Source organism: Streptomyces sp. NPDC008137 (assembly GCF_042957035.1).
Lineage (GTDB): Bacteria > Actinomycetota > Actinomycetes > Streptomycetales > Streptomycetaceae > Streptomyces.
Genome location: NZ_JBIBHN010000024.1, coordinates 5,578 through 21,809, shown reverse-complemented (window position 1 = coordinate 21,809; position 16,232 = coordinate 5,578). Strand labels below are relative to the sequence as shown.

General features: G+C 73.2%; 13 protein-coding genes. 11 read left to right on the top strand and 2 right to left on the bottom strand.

Annotation, left to right across the window (positions count from 1 at the left end):
• Positions 1 to 31 precede the first annotated feature (31 nt).
• From ACFZBT_RS29620 to ACFZBT_RS29610, 3 genes are all read left to right on the top strand, one after another.
• Entirely contained in the window at positions 32 to 3,241 is a 3,210-nt protein-coding gene (locus tag ACFZBT_RS29620; RefSeq protein ID WP_391109766.1) for an NACHT domain-containing protein, read from the top strand.
• Between the two features lie 77 nt (positions 3,242 to 3,318).
• Positions 3,319 to 4,161 (top strand): MurR/RpiR family transcriptional regulator, encoded by an 843-nt coding sequence (locus ACFZBT_RS29615; RefSeq protein ID WP_391109763.1) that lies wholly within the window; start codon positions 3,319 to 3,321, stop codon positions 4,159 to 4,161.
• Between the two features lie 101 nt (positions 4,162 to 4,262).
• Positions 4,263 to 4,871, top strand: coding sequence for a hypothetical protein (locus ACFZBT_RS29610; protein WP_391109760.1), 609 nt, complete (start codon positions 4,263 to 4,265; stop codon positions 4,869 to 4,871).
• A 104-nt stretch (positions 4,872 to 4,975) separates the two neighbouring features.
• Here the strand turns inward: ACFZBT_RS29610 and ACFZBT_RS29605 are convergent, their stop codons facing one another.
• Positions 4,976 to 6,358, bottom strand: a complete 1,383-nt coding sequence (locus ACFZBT_RS29605) for a diaminopimelate decarboxylase (RefSeq protein WP_391109757.1) — start codon at positions 6,356 to 6,358, stop codon at positions 4,976 to 4,978.
• Between the two features lie 114 nt (positions 6,359 to 6,472).
• On the opposite strand from ACFZBT_RS29605, the gene hutU reads away from it, so the two are divergent.
• The 5 genes from hutU to ACFZBT_RS29580 are packed head-to-tail and all read left to right on the top strand — an operon-like array spanning position 6,473 to position 12,338.
• A complete protein-coding gene (gene hutU / locus ACFZBT_RS29600; RefSeq protein ID WP_391109754.1) occupies positions 6,473 to 8,137 on the top strand; it encodes a urocanate hydratase in 1,665 nt (554 codons plus the stop codon).
• Positions 8,134 to 9,351 carry an allantoate amidohydrolase gene (locus tag ACFZBT_RS29595; protein ID WP_391109751.1) on the top strand — a complete coding sequence of 406 codons (1,218 nt, stop codon included), beginning with the start codon at positions 8,134 to 8,136 and terminating at the stop codon, positions 9,349 to 9,351. Before hutU ends, ACFZBT_RS29595 begins: the two co-directional genes overlap by 4 nt.
• Positions 9,342 to 10,694: a formimidoylglutamate deiminase gene (locus ACFZBT_RS29590; RefSeq protein WP_391109748.1), complete on the top strand. Its 1,353-nt coding sequence runs from the start codon at positions 9,342 to 9,344 to the stop codon at positions 10,692 to 10,694. Before ACFZBT_RS29595 ends, ACFZBT_RS29590 begins: the two co-directional genes overlap by 10 nt.
• Positions 10,691 to 11,995, top strand: coding sequence for an imidazolonepropionase (gene hutI, locus ACFZBT_RS29585; RefSeq protein WP_391109745.1), 1,305 nt, complete (start codon positions 10,691 to 10,693; stop codon positions 11,993 to 11,995). The genes ACFZBT_RS29590 and hutI overlap by 4 nt, the downstream gene beginning before the upstream one ends.
• 22 nt (positions 11,996 to 12,017) lie before the next feature.
• Positions 12,018 to 12,338, top strand: a complete 321-nt coding sequence (locus ACFZBT_RS29580) for a hypothetical protein (RefSeq protein ID WP_391109742.1) — start codon at positions 12,018 to 12,020, stop codon at positions 12,336 to 12,338.
• A gap of 94 nt (positions 12,339 to 12,432) precedes the next feature.
• On the opposite strand, the gene ACFZBT_RS29575 is transcribed toward ACFZBT_RS29580, so the two are convergent.
• Positions 12,433 to 13,359: an RNA polymerase sigma factor SigF gene (locus ACFZBT_RS29575; RefSeq protein ID WP_184598226.1), complete on the bottom strand. Its 927-nt coding sequence runs from the start codon at positions 13,357 to 13,359 to the stop codon at positions 12,433 to 12,435.
• A gap of 242 nt (positions 13,360 to 13,601) precedes the next feature.
• On the opposite strand from ACFZBT_RS29575, the gene ACFZBT_RS29570 reads away from it, so the two are divergent.
• The 3 genes from ACFZBT_RS29570 (at position 13,602) to ACFZBT_RS29560 (ending at position 15,663) form a co-directional block, all read left to right on the top strand.
• Positions 13,602 to 13,979 (top strand): STAS domain-containing protein, encoded by a 378-nt coding sequence (locus tag ACFZBT_RS29570; RefSeq protein WP_189726744.1) that lies wholly within the window; start codon positions 13,602 to 13,604, stop codon positions 13,977 to 13,979.
• A 243-nt stretch (positions 13,980 to 14,222) separates the two neighbouring features.
• Positions 14,223 to 14,777, top strand: coding sequence for an ATP-binding protein (locus ACFZBT_RS29565; RefSeq protein ID WP_391109738.1), 555 nt, complete (start codon positions 14,223 to 14,225; stop codon positions 14,775 to 14,777).
• 178 nt (positions 14,778 to 14,955) lie between these two features.
• Positions 14,956 to 15,663: an LPXTG cell wall anchor domain-containing protein gene (locus ACFZBT_RS29560; RefSeq protein ID WP_391109735.1), complete on the top strand. Its 708-nt coding sequence runs from the start codon at positions 14,956 to 14,958 to the stop codon at positions 15,661 to 15,663.
• Positions 15,664 to 16,232: the final 569 nt, after the last annotated feature.

Sequence of the window (16,232 nt, the reverse complement as noted above, 5' to 3'; positions counted from 1 at the left end):
GCGGAATCGGGACCCGACGGGGGGCGGCCGGATGTGGACGGCACTGCGGGACGCACGGGTGCAGCGGCGCGCGGGACTGGGGGTGGTGGCCGCGGGGCTGGTGGCGCTGACCGTCGTTCTGGCGAGGGGGGAGGGGCCCGACCGGACGTCCATGTGGATCTCGGCGATCTCGGCGCTCGTGTCCGCGTGCGCCTTCGCGGCCGACCTGCTGCGTGAGCCGGCCGAGGCGGGGCCGTCCGGCCCCGGGCGGCGGCAGCGGGCAGCGGACGAACTGGCCGAGGCGATGCGGGACCAGTGGGCCGTGGAGGCCCGGCGGCGACGGTTGCAGGACCCCGCTCCGCTGGACGTCCACTTCAGGCGCGTCGGACCTCCGCTCGCCGACCATGCGCGCAACATCCGGCGCGGGCTGCCGCTGCCCGCGCCCCGCGACGGGGACCAGCGGCTGGCCCGGATCGTCGAGACGTTCCAGGGCCTGCCGTCCCACCGCCTGGTCGTGCTGGGCGAACCAGGGGCGGGCAAGACCGTCCTGGCCGTCGAGTTCCTCCTCGGCGCGATCGACGCCCGGCAGCCCGGCGACCCTGTCCCGGTGCTGTTCGCCCTGGCCGACTGGGACCCCCGGTCCGCGGGCCTGCGCGCCTGGCTGGCCGAGCGGCTGGCCGCCGAGTACCGGCCGCTGGGCGCGGTCCGGGGCGAGCGCACGCTGGCGGCCGAGCTGCTGGACGCCGGCCTCGTCCTGCCGGTGCTCGACGGCTTCGACGAACTGCCGGCCGGGGCGCACCCGGACGCGCTGCGCCTGCTGAACGCCGAGCTCGACGACCGGCTGCCCGTCCTGCTGACCTGTCGTACGGCGGTCTGGGAGAGCGCGGTGCGCGGCGCGGACGTGCTGACGGCCGCGGAGGTCGTGGAACTGCGGCCGCTGGAGCGGGCCGCCGCCCGGGACTACCTGGAGCGCACGACACGATCGAGCGGCGACACCGGCCCGGGCGACAGGCCCGCCACCGCCTGGACCGCCGTCCTCGACACGCCTTCCGCGGCGCTGGCCGCCGTCCTCCGGTCGCCGCTGATGGTGACACTGGCCCGCACGGTGTACGGCGACACCTCCCGCGACCCGTCCGAACTCAACGACGAGGTGCGCTTCCCCACGGCCGGGGAGATCGAGAGGCATCTGCTGGAGGCCTTCGTCCCGGCCGCCTTCGCCGATTCGGCAAGCCCCTGGCGCCCGGAGCAAGCCGACCGCTGGCTGCGCCGCCTGGCCCGCCAGCTTCCCGGCCACCGCCCCTCCGACGACGGCGGCATCGCGGCGCAGGGCAGGACGGGGGCGCCGGTCACGACGGGCGCGCAGGGCCGGGCAGCGGTGACCGGCGGAACGGCGAGCGGTGCGGCGGGCGGCGCCGGTACGACGGGTGGTGCCGGCGCGGGGGATGGTGCCGGTACGACGGGTGGTGCCGGCGCGGTGGGCGGCGTTGGTGCGACAGGTGGCGTCGGCCCGGCGGACGGCGCTGGCTCGGCGGGCGGTGTCGGCACAGCGGGCGCCGCCGGTGCGGCAGGTGGTGTGCGCGCGGCCGATGTCTGGCGGCTGGCCTGGTGGGAGTTGCCCGCCGCGATGCCGCCCGCGCTGCGTGTGCTCGGCCCGGCGCTCCTGGCGCTCCTCGCCACCGCGACGCTGCTGGTCCCGCTCGCGGTGTACGGCGGTGGTGTGATCGCCAACTGGGACAGCCCGCTGTCGGCGGTGGTCAACCTCATGGGCATCTACACGGGCCTGTGCTGCGGAATGGTCCTGCTCATGCCCGCCACGGCCCGGGCTCCCCAAGGGCTTGCCCACCTGGGGCGCATGGCGGTGAGGATGACCGCCGCCGCCGTGGTGATCGCGGTGCCGCTGGGCCTGCTCGTACCGCCGCTCGTCAGCTCGCGGCTCGGCGCGGTGCTCACCCCGAGGCCCGCCTGGTTCCTCAACGGCTGCTGTCTCGGCCTCGCCCTGGCGATGATGTTCGCCGTCGCCGGCCTGCCCCGGCGGCCTCTGCCGCTGGGTCTGCCGTGGGCGTCGAGTCCGGACGGCCCCCGGGCGGTACGCGTGCTGGGCGGGGCGGTCGTCCTGGCCGGACTCGTGCTCTACGGCTGCGTCGGGGAGGTGCTCCCGGCCGCGACCTGCGGGGTGACCGGACTGCTGGTCCTCCTCGCGGGGGTGCGGCGCGGCGAACGGGCGGCGGGGCAGTACACGAGCCCGGCCGTCGTCCTGCGCGCCTTCCGGAAGGGACTGCTGCGGGGTTTCGTCGCCTGCATGCTCATCAGCGTCGCCGCCGGAGTCGTCGTCGGCTGCGTCACCAGCGTCTTCGCCACGTACGAGATCCGCTCCGCCGAGCGCCGGCCGCAGGGCGCCGTGCTCGACGGGTGGCGGCTCCAGGAGGCCGACGACGGCCGCCGCTCCGTCCGCGCGACGCGTCCGCAGAGGATCCTGCTGGTCCGGCGTACGGGGCTCCGCGACCCGTTCGTCGTGAACGACGGTGCCCGGATCTCGTACGACGACAAGCTCGGCGCGTTCACGGGGCGTCCGTCGATCCAGCGGAAGGACGACCGGTGGGCGATCGCCTGGAAGGGCGAGCCCGGCGGGTGGCGGGGCCGGACCGTCGACGCCCACAACCTGGTCGTCGCCCTGCCCCACGACGCCAAGGTGTGGCTCGTGCACCGCTCTGCCCGGTCCGTCCTGCGCGACGCCGTGGGGCCCTACCTGGGGTTCGGCATCCTCGTCGGCGCCATCGGCGGCTGCGCCTCCGGGATCTACCACGCCCTGAACACCCCCTCCGACACGATCCGCGCCGCCAGTCCGCGCAACGCCCTGCGCACCGATCGCGCCGCCACCTTCGGACGCAGCGCGTTCGCCGCCCTCCTCTCGGGCGGGGCCTGTGTGCTGCTGATCTCGGCGGCGGGGCGCGGCAGCACGCTGGGCACCATGCACACCGAGGTGTGGGTGCAGGTCGGCACCCACGCGCTCGCGCTGAGCGCCTGGGGGCGGATGGGCGCGGCCCGCATCTGGCTGGCCCTGACCGGCCGGGCGCCGTGGCGGCTCATGCGATTCCTCGCCGAGGCCCACCGGCGGGGGGTGCTGCGGCAGTCGGGGGCCCACTACGAGTTCAGCCATCTGCTGCTCCAGGAGCATCTGACGGCGCCCGCGACGCCCGGCCCGGTTCCGGGCTGTCCGGACGAGCCGGAACACCCCAGCCCCGCGGGCCGTGCCGTGCCCTGAGAGCCGGTCCGGCTTGCCGGTCTGCATATGCTCATGCAGAATCCTCAGCTACTGAATAGGCGAGGGGGAAGCACGTCATGAGCGTGACCGACAGCCCTGCCGCGCGGCTCCAGGCGCTCTTCGAGGGGCACCGGCTGACGCCGACCCAGCGGCGTATCGCGCACAGCATGGTGCGGCGGGCCGCCGACGTGCCGTTCCTGTCGAGCGTGGAGCTCGCCGAACTGGCCGGGGTCAGCCAGCCGTCCGTGACCCGCTTCGCCGTGGCCCTGGGCTTCGACGGCTACCCGGCCCTGCGCCGTCATCTGCGCGAGGTCGCCCCGGCCGAACCCGCGGCGGACGCCGGGTCCGTCAACGAGTACCAGCAGGCCGTCGAGGCCGAGATCGAGAACCTGCGGCACCTCGCGGAGGCCCTGGCCGACACCGGGCCCGTGCGGCGGGCCGGGCGCCTCCTCGCGGCCTCCCGCCCGCTCCCCGTCCTCGGCCTGCGGGCGGCGGCCGCACAGGCGCACGGCTTCGCCTACTTCGCCGCCAAGGTCCATCCCGACGTACGGCTGCTCAACGAGGGCGGCACGATGGTCCAGGACCGCGTCGACGCCGCCGTCCGGGCCGGTGCGAGCGCACTGCTCTGTTTCGCGCTGCCCCGGCACCCCCGCGAGGTCGTCGACACCCTCGCCCACGCCAAGGAGGCCGGGCTGACCGTCGTCACGGTCGCCGACTCCGCCTTCGCACCGGTCGCCAAGGTGTCCGACCTGCTGCTCCCCGCCGCGGTCGGCACCGGCCTGGCCTTCGACACCGCCTGCGCCCCGATGCTGCTCGGCCGGGTCCTGCTGGAGGCGATGTGCGACGACCTGCCCGAGGCCCAGTCCCGCCTGGAGGAGTTCGACGCGAAGGCGGCGGCGCGGGGGCTGTTCGTGGACTGACGGCAGGGGCATCGTCCTCTCATGCGTGTCTCACGTTGCCTCGCTAACGTGCGTCTCCTGCACCACCCTTCAGGCGCTTCGGAGACCGACGGAGGCTTAACGTGACGCGCGGAGGACAGGGACGGGGACACGGCCATGGACAGGGACTGGCTCGGGTCGCCGTCGTCGTACGGGCGGGGGCCGCACCGCTGTGGTGGCTGGGCATGTGCGCCGCGGGCATCGGCGTCCTCGCACCGGGACTGACCGGCCGCCGCATCGGCGTCCTGGCCGGGGCGGCGCTGTTCGTCCTGGCGACGGCGGCGGTGGCCTGCGGACGCCGCAAGCGCTACACCGCCCTGGCCGCCTCCGCGTCCCGCGCCGGCAAGCACGACGTGCTCCAGGACCGCGCGGTGACGGTACGCAACTGGCGCCGCCACCACCGCTGGTGGCTCCTCCTCGCCTTCCTCACGGCCCTGGCCACCGCCTTCGCCGTCCCGGCCACCGGCGGCCTGCTCCTGGCCGGCTGCGGAGCGGGCCTGTGGCTCAAGGCGGCGTGGCTGGGCCGCCGGGAGCGGGCCGGCGAGGCGTTGCTGTGGGTCCGGGTGGACTGGCTGCGCGCGGGCGTGGGACGCCCGGCGGGCAAGCCGGTCAAGGCGTACCGCAGCACGGGCATCGCGGCGGGCGACGCGGCCCCGGGCGGGGCGAGAAGGAAGTCACCGGCACTCGTGTAGCGGGCCCGGGGCGCATGCCCTGCTTTCAGGGGCGCGGGGCTGTGTTGAACATGCGGCTCCGCCGCGTGGGCGCGACCAGCCACAGCGCACCCGCGCGACGGAAACTACGGAAGCCCCCACGGCGCCTGGCCACCCAACAGCGCCTCCACATGCGCCCCGCCGGACTCCGCCACAACCTCCTCCACCGTCTGCGCCTCCCGCACGACCGCGAAGACCACACCCCCGTCCCCACCGGGCCCGAACCCGTAAACCCCCGGCCGGGCCAGCGAGTTGTACCCATAGTGATGCGCGAAGTAATACGCCCCCGTATCCAGCGCAGCCGCATACTCCCCCTGCTCCAGCACCGGCATGGACCGCCCCTCCGCCAGCAGATCCCCCGAGAAGCAGGCCGGCCCCGCGACGTCCTGCACCACGACGGGCCCCTCCTTCACCCGCCCCTTCGCGTCATACGCCGCGATCCTCAACGGCCAGCTCTCCGGCGCGTACACCGTCCGCGTGGCGACCTGCACACCGGCATGCGTCACCGCGACCGCCCGCCCGCCGGAGGACTTCGCGTACTCGACCCGCGCCACCACCGTGCCGTGCTTGGCCAAGAGCGACCGCCCGAACTCGGTGACCAGCCCGTACCGCCCGTCGAACAGCCCCGGCACCTCCTCGGCCAGCATCCGCGCGTACTGCGCGTACGTCGGCGTCGTCGCCTCCGACGCGAAGTTCACCGGCAGCCCGCCGCCGATGTCGAGCGTGTCGATCTGCCGCCGCCCGATCCGCCCGTTGATCTCCTCGGCGAGCGCGTACACCTCCGCCACACCCCGGGCCAGCAGCGACAGCGGGATGCCCTGGGACCCGGTGTGCGCGTGCAGCCGGGTCAGCCACGGGCGGTCCTGGTACGCCCGCACGACCCACTCCCGGGCCCCCTCGTCGCGCAGCGCCACCCCGAACTTCGACGTCGGCGTGGCCGTCGAGGTCGCCCCGATGGAACCCCCGCCGACCTGCGGATTCACCCGGATCCCAAGCGGGGAGCGACTGCCGCCGGCGCGCATGAGGCCGTCGATGCGGTCCAGCTCCTGCGGATTGTCCGCGTTGACGGCGATGCCCAGCGCCAGCGCCTCGCGCAGCTCGGCCGGTGTCTTGGCGGGTGAGTCCAGGACCGTCATCTCCGGACCCAGCCCCGCCGCCCGTGCCAGCGCGAGCTCACCCGGGCTCGCCACCTCCGCCCCGATGCCCTCCTCGCGCAGCAGCCGCAGCACCGGCACCAGTGGGGTCGCCTTCACCGCGAAGGCGTGCAGCACGGGCGTGCCCGGTGCCACGACCGCGTCGAACGCCGCCCGCAGCTCCGCCGCCGACTCCCGGATGCCGGTGATGTCCAGCAGCCCGACCACGGGGCTGCCGGCCCCGACCAGTCCCTGCTCCACGGCCGCCCGCACCGCCTCGTCCCGCCGGGCCGCCCGCCCGGCGCCGGAATCGCCTGCCCGCATGTCGTCATCCATGGATCCAGCCAAACATCCGGGGCAGCGCCGCGCCGACCTCCCCACGTATTGACTAGCTCTATTCAGGGAGCCAGGATGTGAATAGACGCTACAACAGTCCCCGGGAGGCAGACCATGTCAGGACCCCGCGCCGTCCGAGCACCGCGTGGCACGGAACCGAGCGCCCTGGGATGGCAGCAGGAAGCCGCCCTGCGGATGCTGCAGAACAACCTCGACCCGGAGGTCGCCGAGCACCCCGACAAGCTCGTCGTCTACGGCGGCACCGGCAAGGCGGCCCGCGACTGGCGCTCCTTCGACGCGATGGTCCGCACCCTGAGGACGCTCAAGCAGGACGAGACGATGCTGGTCCAGTCCGGCCGCCCGGTCGGCGTCATGCAGACCCATGAGTGGGCCCCGCGCGTCCTCATCGCCAACTCCAACCTCGTCGGCGACTGGGCGAACTGGGAGGAGTTCCGCCGCCTGGAGGCCCTCGGCCTGACCATGTACGGGCAGATGACGGCCGGCTCCTGGATCTACATCGGCACCCAGGGCATCCTCCAGGGCACCTACGAGACCTTCGCCGCCGTCGCGGCGAAGAAGTTCGGCGGCACCCTCGCGGGGACCATCACCCTCACCGCCGGTCTCGGCGGCATGGGCGGCGCCCAGCCGCTCGCCGTGACGATGAACGACGGCGTCGCCATCTGCGTCGACTGCGACCCGCGCGCCATCGAGCGGCGTATCGAGCACCGTTACCTGGACGTGAAGGCCGACAGCCTCGCCCACGCGCTGCAGCTGGCCACCGAGGCCCGCGACCAGCGCAAGCCGCTGTCCATCGGCCTGCTGGGCAATGCCGCCGAGCTGCTCCCGCGGATGCTCGCCGAGGGCGCCCCGATCGACATCGTCACCGACCAGACCTCCGCCCACGACCCGCTGGCCTACCTGCCGGCCGGCGTCGCCTTCGAGGACATGGCCGACGCCGCCGCGAAGGACCCGGCCGGCTTCACCACCCGGGCCCGCGAGTCCATGGCCACGCACGTCGAGGCCATGGTCGGTTTCATGGACGCCGGCGCCGAGGTCTTCGACTACGGCAACTCCATCCGAGGCGAGGCCCAGCTCGCCGGATACGACCGGGCCTTCGCCTTCCCCGGCTTCGTCCCCGCCTACATCCGCCCGCTGTTCTGCGAGGGCAAGGGCCCCTTCCGCTGGGCCGCGCTGTCCGGCGACCCGGCCGACATCGCCAAGACCGACAAGGCGATCCTCGACCTCTTCCCCGAGAACGAGTCCCTGGCCCGCTGGATCAAGATGGCCGGCGAACGCGTCCACTTCCAGGGCCTGCCCGCCCGCATCTGCTGGCTCGGCTACGGCGAACGGGACAAGGCCGGCGAGCGGTTCAACGACATGGTCGCCAGCGGGGAGCTGGCCGCGCCGGTCGTCATCGGCCGCGACCACCTCGACTGCGGATCCGTCGCCTCCCCCTACCGCGAGACCGAGGCCATGCTCGACGGGTCCGACGCGATCGCCGACTGGCCGCTGCTCAACGCGATGGTGAACGTGGCGTCCGGAGCGTCCTGGGTGTCCCTGCACCACGGCGGCGGGGTCGGCATGGGCCGCTCCATCCACGCCGGGCAGGTGACGGTCGCCGACGGCACGGCACTGGCCGGTGAGAAGATCCGCCGCGTCCTCACCAACGACCCCGGCATGGGCGTCATCCGGCATGTCGACGCCGGGTACGACATCGCGGAGTCGGTGGCGGGGGAGCGGGGCGTGCGGGTGCCGATGCGTGAGGGTGACGACGCGTGACCTTCCACGGCATGTGGGCGGAGCTGCTGCCGATCGGCCGCGACTCCGCCTCCGGCGGCTACCGTCGCTTCGCCTGGACCGGGGCCGATCTCGACTGCCGGGCCTGGTTCAAGGACCAGGCCGAGGCGCGCGGGCTCACCTACGAGACCGACCGGAACGGCAACCAGTGGGCCTGGCTCGGCGACCCCGCCGCCGGGGACGCCGTCGTCACCGGGTCGCATCTCGACTCCGTACCGGACGGCGGGGCCTTCGACGGGCCCCTCGGCGTGGTTTCGGCCTTCGCCGCGCTGGACGAACTGCGCCGCCGAGGCGCGCGGTTCACCCGCCCCCTCGTCATCGTGAACTTCGGTGACGAGGAGGGCGCCCGGTTCGGGCTCGCCTGCGTCGGATCCCGGCTCACCGCCGGACAGCTCACCGTCGACAGCGCCCACAAGCTGACCGACGGTGACGGAGTGAGCCTGCCGCGCGCCATGGAGGCCGCCGGATACGACCCCGAGGCCATCGGGCCCGACCCCGAACGGCTCGCCCGGCTCGGCGCCTTCGTCGAACTCCACGTCGAGCAGGGCCGGGCCCTGGACCTGTCCGGCGACCGGGTCGGCATCGCCAGCGCGATCTGGCCGCACGGCCGCTGGCGGTTCGACTTCCGGGGCGAGGCCAACCACGCCGGTACCACCCGGCTCGCCGACCGGCGCGACCCCATGCTGTCCTACGCCGAGACCGTCCTCGCCGCCCGCCACGAGGCCGAACTCGCGGGTGCCGTCGCCACCTTCGGCAAGATCGCCGTAGAGCCGAACGGCGTCAACGCCATCCCCTCCCTCGTGCGCGGCTGGCTCGATTCGCGTGCCGAGGACCAGATGAGCCTCGACGCCGTGGTGGGCGGTGTCGAGAAGGCGGCCCGGCAGTACGCGGACGCGCACGGCATCGACCTCGACGTCGTCCGCGAGTCGTTCACCCCCGTCGTCGAGTTCGACCACGCCCTGCGCGACGAACTCGCCCGCATCCTCGGCAAGGACACCGGCCTCACGGTCCCCGTCCTCGGCACCGGCGCCGGACACGACGCCGGGATCCTGTCCGGGAGCATCCCGACCGCCATGCTGTTCGTGCGCAACCCCACCGGCGTCTCCCACTCCCCGGCCGAGTCCGCGAGTGAGGACGACTGCGTGGCCGGGGTACTCGCACTCGCAGACGTACTGGAGGGACTGGCGTGCAGGTGACGACAGCGGCCACACGGACCTACTGGCTGGAACACGCCTGGCTCGGCACGCATGTCGAGCCGGGCGTCGCGCTCGACGTCCACGACGGCCGCATCACCACCGTCCGGACCGAGGTCACCACCCCGCCCCCCGGCGCCGAGGCCCTGCGCGGCCTCACCCTCCCCGGCCTCGCCAACGCCCACAGCCACGCCTTCCACCGGGCCCTGCGCGGCACCGCCCAGGTCGGCTCCGGGACTTTCTGGACCTGGCGCGAGGTCATGTACGCCACGGCCGCCCGGCTCACCCCGGACACCTACCACGCCCTGGCCCGCGCCGTGTACTCCGAGATGGCCCTGGCCGGCATCACGGCGGTCGGCGAGTTCCACTACGTCCACCACGCCCCCGGCGGCGTCCCCTACGCCGACCCCAACGCGATGGGCGAGGCCCTGATCGCGGCCGCCGCCGAAGCCGGGATCCGCATCACCCTCCTCGACACCGCCTACCTCTCCTCCGGCTTCGGGCAGCCGCCCTCCGCCCAGCAGCTCCGCTTCTCCGACGGCACGGCGGACGCCTGGGCCGAACGCTGTTCAGTTCTCAAGGAACGGGATCACGCACGGATCGGAGCGGCGATCCACTCCGTACGGGCCGTGCCCGCCGACCAGCTGGCGAGCGTCGCGAGGTGGGCCGAGGAACGGCGGGCCCCGCTGCATGTGCACCTGTCGGAGCAGACCGCCGAGAACGAGGCCTGCCTGGAGATCCACGGGTGCACCCCGACGCAACTGCTCGCCCTGCACGGTGTCCTCGGGCCGCGCACGACCGGCGTCCACAACACCCACCTCACCGCCGAGGACGTCTCCCTCGTCGGCGGCAGCGGCACCGGCACCTGCATGTGCCCCACCACCGAGCGGGACCTGGCCGACGGCATCGGGCCCGCCGCCGCCCTGCAGAACGAGGGCTCCCCGCTCTCCCTCGGCTCCGACAGCCACGCGGTGATCGACCTGCTGGAGGAGGCGCGCGCCCTGGAGCTGAACGAGCGGCTGCGCACCCGAACCCGAGGTCACTGGACGGCCGCGGCCCTGCTGCGGGCGGCCTCGGCCGACGGGCACGCGGCCCTCGGCTGGGAGGACGCGGGCGTCCTGGAGGCCGGGGCGCTCGCCGACTTCACCACCATCGCGCTCGACTCGGTCAGGACGGCAGGGCCGCTCCCGCGGCTCGGGGCCGAGACGGCCGTATTCGCCGCGTCGGCAGCGGACGTGTCGCACACGGTCGTGGGTGGTCGGCATGTCGTACGGGACGGGGTCCACTCCCTCGTACCGGATGTGCCACGAGCCCTCGCGGACGCCGTCGAAGCCCTGCGCGGATGACGGCAGCGGGCCGTCCACCCGCACGGCCCGCGCCTGCCTCCGTCCCCGAACCCGACCCCACCGCCGACCAGGCCACCAAGGACGCCATGAGCAACGCGACGACCGTCAGCCCCGCCCACTCCGCGAGCACCGCAAGCACGCTCATCACGAACATCGCCAGCCTGGTCACCAACGACCCCTCCCTCGGTGACGAATCCCCCCTCGGACTGGTCCAGGACGCGGCCGTCGTCATCGAAGGCGACCGCGTCGTGTGGACCGGTGATCAAAGCAAAGCACCCGCCACTGACAATCGGGTCGACGCGGGCGGCCGGGCGGTCGTCCCGGGCTTCGTCGACTCCCACTCGCACCTCGTCTTCGCGGGTGACCGCACGCAGGAGTTCAACGCCCGCATGTCGGGGCGGCCCTACAGCGCGGGCGGCATCCGCACGACCGTCGCCGCCACCCGCGCCGCGAGCGACGAGGAACTCGAGGCCAACGTCACCCGTTACCTCGAAGAGGCCCTCCGCCAGGGCACCACCACCTTCGAGACCAAGTCCGGCTACGGCCTCACCGCCCACCACGAGGCCCGCGCCCTGCGCATCGCCGCCGCCCACACCGACGAGGTCACCTACCTCGGCGCCCACATCGTCGCCCCCGAGTTCGCCGAGGACCCGGCCGGCTACGTCGCCCTCGCCACCGGCGAGATGCTCGACGCCTGCGCCCCGTACGCCCGCTGGATCGACGTCTTCTGCGAGAAGGGCGCCTTCGACGGCGACCAGGCCCGCGCGATCCTCACCGCGGGCAGGGCCAAGGGCCTGCACCCCCGTATCCACGCCAACCAGCTCTCCTACGGCCCGGGCGTCCAGCTGGCCGTCGAGCTGGACGCCGCCAGCGCCGACCACTGCACCCACCTGACCGACGCGGACGTCGACGCGCTCGCGAGCGGCGACACGGTCGCCACCCTGCTGCCCGGTGCGGAGTTCTCCACGCGGGCCGAGTGGCCGGACGCCCGCCGTCTCCTCGACGCGGGCGTCACCGTGGCCCTGTCCACCGACTGCAACCCGGGCTCGTCCTTCACCTCGTCCGTCCCGTTCTGCGTCGCGCTCGCCGTACGGGACATGGGCATGACCCCGGACGAGGCCGTATGGTCGGCCACGGCGGGCGGTGCGGCGGCCCTGCGGCGCACCGACATCGGCCGCATCACCCCGGGCGCCTACGCCGACCTGGCCCTCCTCGACGCCCCGAGCCACGTCCACCTGGCCTACCGCCCCGGCGTCCCGCTGGTCAGGGGAGTCTGGCGGCGCGGCGAAAGGGTTCTCTGATCACCCACGGAGAGCGGGACGGATGACGAGGCACTGGTCGGCACCGCTCGCGGTGAACCTGCTGCTCGGAATACCGGGCGTGGTGCCGTTCTGGCTGCTGTGGTACCTCGCGGCGAACGGGCCGCTCGCCGCGGCCGGCTGGACCACGCGGGAACCCACCGAGAACGACGGCATGGCCCTCTGGCTCGTGATCGTGGTCCCCGTCGTCACGCTGTACGGCCTGGTCTGGTGGCTCGCCAACATGCCGCTGCGGCGCAGGACGACCCTCGCTCCGCACACCTACTGGCTACTGAGCCTGACGGCCCCGCTGCTGCCGACGGCGGCGCTGTTCCTCGACTCCTGAAAAGACGCCGCGGACCAGAGGTGTCACGCGCCCGGGGGCGGACCGTTCGGTCCGCCCCCGGGGGACACGTCACCCGACTGGGATCACATGAGGATCACTCCTCGACGGTCAGCCCCTTGCGGAGCCGTACCAGCGTCCGCGACAGCAGCCGCGACACGTGCATCTGAGAGATGCCCAGTTCCTCGCCGATCTCCGACTGCGTGAGACCCGCGACGAACCGCAGCGACAGGATCTTCCGGTCGCGCGGGGGCAGTTCGGCGATCAGCGGCTTCAACGACTCGACGTACTCGATGCCTTCGAGTCCGTGGTCCTCGTAGCCGATGCGGTCCGCGAGGGCGCCCTCGGAGTCGTCCTCCTCCGGCTGGGCGTCCAGCGAGGAGGCGGTGTAGGCGTTCGACGCGGCCATGCCCTCGACGACCTCGTCCTTGGACAGGCCCAGGCGCTCGGCCAGTTCCGTCACCGTCGGGGCGCGGTCCAGCTTCTGCGCCAGCTCGTCACCGGCCTTGGCCAGGTCGAGCCGGAGCTCCTGGAGCCGCCGCGGGACGCGCACGGACCACGAGGTGTCGCGGAAGAAGCGCTTGATCTCGCCGACGATGGTCGGCATGGCGAACGTGGGGAACTCGACGCCCCGGGAGAGTTCGAACCGGTCGATCGCCTTGATCAGGCCGATGGTGCCGACCTGGATGATGTCCTCCATCGGCTCGCTGCGGGAGCGGAACCGGGAAGCGGCGAACTTGACCAGCGCGAGATTCAGTTCGACAAGCGTGTTGCGGACGTACGAGTACTCGTGCGTGCCTTCCTCCAGCGCTTCGAGGCGCTCGAAGAGGGTCTTGGACAGAGCCCGTGCGTCGACCGCGCCGACCTGCTCGTACGGGGGGATGTCCGGAAGTCCGGCGAGAACGTCGTCCTGTGTGACGAGCGTCTCGTCCTGCTCGATGGGATCCAGATGTTCCGGAGGGGGTGTCGACGTCGCTTTCTGGGTACGCGATGCGTCGAGCCGGGGTGACATGATGTCCTCCATCGTTCTCGGCATAAGGCTGCCGGAGCCAATTACGTGCACTGCGGTGTGCGGCGCCTCCAAAGCCGGCCGTGTGTCGGGTACGTGTCCTTACTAGGCCTACCCGCTTTCCCGAGCCGACCGCAAGTGCGTTCTGTGGGCATATGTCCGTTTGTGTGTAGTTGTTCGGGTGTCGAAGCACGTCAGGAAGGCGTAGTGTTCGAGGGCGTCAGCAAGCAGCCTCGACGTCAGGAGAGAGAGACGGCATGGACCGCGGGACGGTCGGCAGCGCACAGTCTGGCCGGCTTCTGGTGGAGGTGCGGGAAGAGGGCTCTAGTGCCGTCGTGACTCCGGCGGGTGAGTTGGATCACCACACCGCCGATTTGTTGCGTGAGCCACTCGAGGACTGCCTCGCCAAGGGATTCAAGCGCCTGGTCATCGACTGCGCGCGCCTGGAGTTCTGCGACTCCACGGGGCTCAATGTGCTCCTCGGTGCTCGGCTGAAGGCGGAGGCCGCCGGTGGCGGTGTGACTCTCGCCGGGATGCAGCCGGTGGTGGCGCGCGTATTCGAGATCACGGGCGCGGACGCGGTCTTCACCGTCCACGACACGCTCGAGGCGGCCCTGGCCGACGAGTCGAGCTGAGCGGCGGTGCGTCGGCGCGCCGAGCCTTGGCCTTCCCCCTGTGACCGACGTCCTATGTCCGTCACGCCTTTCGTGCCGAATCCGGGGGTGTTCCCCCGGGACGCCAGGGCAGGAGACATCCTGAACCTGTTGGCTGCCGGGGTGGCGGGGGCACCGCGAAACCGATATGCCGCGCACCGCGTGACTGACTGTGTACAGAATCTTGTGAATCGTGAACTGGTGAATCGGTGAGGTGAAGCGCTGATGAGCACCACCCGGCCTTACCCGCCGGGCGACCGCGGGCCGGAGCCCAGCGGCGCTTCCGGGGTGTCCGAGGGTGGCGTACCGGCGGCCACTGCGTCCGGCGAGGGCGTGGGCGCGCCGTCCGGAGCCGTGGCGCCGCCGGGGGGCCGGCAGGTGCGCCGGCTGAGCTTCGAGGGGGAGAGCGGTGTCGTCCCGCTGGCCCGCGACTTCACCCGCCAGGCGCTGTACGCGTGGGGCTGGCTGCCCGCCGCCGCCGCCGACCAGCGGGCCGCCGCCGAGGATGTGCTGCTCGTCGTCTCCGAGCTGGTCACCAATGCCTGCCTGCACGCCGAGGGGCCGGACCAGCTCCGGATCACCTGCGACAACAAGGTGATCCGGCTGGAGGTCGCCGACCGGGGCACCGGGCAGCCCGCTCCCCGTAATCCGCACCGGGCGGGGCGTCCGGGCGGTCACGGCATGTTCATCGTCCAGCGGCTGTGCCTGGACTGGGGCGTGGTCCGCACGCCGGGGGTCGTCGGCAAGACGGTGTGGGCGGAACTGGGCGCGCCTGCCTGACCGGGACCGTCCGCCGGTCCCCACGGATTCCCCGCCGTACATCCCCTCGTACGTCACTCGCCGCGCGCCGGATCGCCACGGATCCGGGGCGTGCTGTGTCTTCCTTCCTCAAGGCCCCGGGCGTACCTTGACGGCCCGATCTGATACGCCGTCAGGAAACAGGAAGGGGAGTGGCGCCGTGCCGTACCGGAATCGAACCGTCGCGCTCGCGTCCGCCGCGGCCCTGGCCGGCTCGGTGGTGCTGATGGCCGCCCCCGTGGCCCGGGCCGAGGTCGTCGACGTCAACTACCAGTGCAAGACGCCGATCGGCGACAAGAGCGCCGTCTCGCCCATCGACATCAAGGGCGTCGAGGACGGCGACGGCTACAAGGTCACCATGTCCTGGCAGAAGGGCGTCTCCTCCAGCCCGGTCGAGCTGGGCAAGGGCGCGATGACCCCGAGCGCCACGATCGCCCTGGGCGGCGCGGACAGCGGCAGCCTGACGGTGACCGGCCCCGCCAACGACGCCGCCATACCGGCCAACACCCCGATCAAGATCAACGACCTCAGCGGGACGTACACGCCGAAGAAGAGCGGCGAGGTCACCTTCACCGCCGGTGTGCTCACCATCAAGGCGCTCGGTACGACGACCACCTGCACCCCGACCAATGATCCGGGCCCGTCCCTGACGCTCGACGTCAAGGCCGCGAGCGGCGGCGGCAGCACCGGCTCCGCCCAGGGTGGCGGCTCCGGCCCGGGCTCCGGCACCGGCGCCGGGCTCCCGCAGACCGGGCCCGAGGACTCGGCCATCGCCCTCGGCACCCTTGGCGGAACGGTCCTGCTGGCCGGCGCGGCGGGCACCCTGTGGCTGACACGGCGTCACCAGAACGCCCGTACCCGCCACTGAGCATGCCCGGGACGCGTGCGGGATCCGACGCGGTAGGCCCGCCCGGGCCGCCTGCCGAAACCGGCACCGCCAGTCACCGACGGCCCGGCCGGCCCCCGCCGTTGGCACGAGTTCGTGCGTACGCCGCTGAACGCCGGTCGCCGTGCTCGCCCGCGCGTCTGCTGGAGCCGGCCGCCCGGGCGGCCGGTGCTGCGCGCGTGGCCGGGCGGCGGCCGTCGTCGGCGCGCGCGGACCCTGGACCTCCGCTGGCGGCGGGTTCTCGCGCGGCCGACGCCGTGAGTCCGCTGGAGGTGACGCCGAGCGCCCGGCCCGGGCGCTTGGTGGAGCGGGGCGCTCGGGCTGTCGGGGGCGTGCGTATGGCAGGACGTCCGCTGGAGTTGGTTGTTCGGGTCGCCGGTGCCGTGTGTGTGCCCTCATGCCGGCTGAGGGCGGCGCACGCAGGTCCCGGGCGCTTGGTGGAGCGGGTCGCTGGGGCTGTCGGGGGCGTGCGTATGGCAGGACGTCCGCTGGAGTTGGTTGTTCGGGTCGCCGGTGCCGTGTGTGTGCCCTCATGCCGGCTGAGGGCGGCG

What these genes read in the sequence shown, in the direction of transcription:
- ACFZBT_RS29620 (WP_391109766.1), top strand. Translation starts at nt 32, where the DNA reads ATGTGGACGGCACTGCGGGACGCACGGGTGCAGCGGCGCGCGGGACTG.
- ACFZBT_RS29615 (WP_391109763.1), top strand. Translation starts at nt 3,319, where the DNA reads ATGAGCGTGACCGACAGCCCTGCCGCGCGGCTCCAGGCGCTCTTCGAG.
- ACFZBT_RS29605 (WP_391109757.1), bottom strand. Translation starts at nt 6,358, where the DNA reads ATGGATGACGACATGCGGGCAGGCGATTCCGGCGCCGGGCGGGCGGCC.
- hutU (WP_391109754.1), top strand. Translation starts at nt 6,473, where the DNA reads ATGTCAGGACCCCGCGCCGTCCGAGCACCGCGTGGCACGGAACCGAGC.
- hutI (WP_391109745.1), top strand. Translation starts at nt 10,691, where the DNA reads ATGACGGCAGCGGGCCGTCCACCCGCACGGCCCGCGCCTGCCTCCGTC.
- ACFZBT_RS29580 (WP_391109742.1), top strand. Translation starts at nt 12,018, where the DNA reads ATGACGAGGCACTGGTCGGCACCGCTCGCGGTGAACCTGCTGCTCGGA.
- ACFZBT_RS29575 (WP_184598226.1), bottom strand. Translation starts at nt 13,359, where the DNA reads ATGGAGGACATCATGTCACCCCGGCTCGACGCATCGCGTACCCAGAAA.
- ACFZBT_RS29570 (WP_189726744.1), top strand. Translation starts at nt 13,602, where the DNA reads ATGGACCGCGGGACGGTCGGCAGCGCACAGTCTGGCCGGCTTCTGGTG.
- ACFZBT_RS29565 (WP_391109738.1), top strand. Translation starts at nt 14,223, where the DNA reads ATGAGCACCACCCGGCCTTACCCGCCGGGCGACCGCGGGCCGGAGCCC.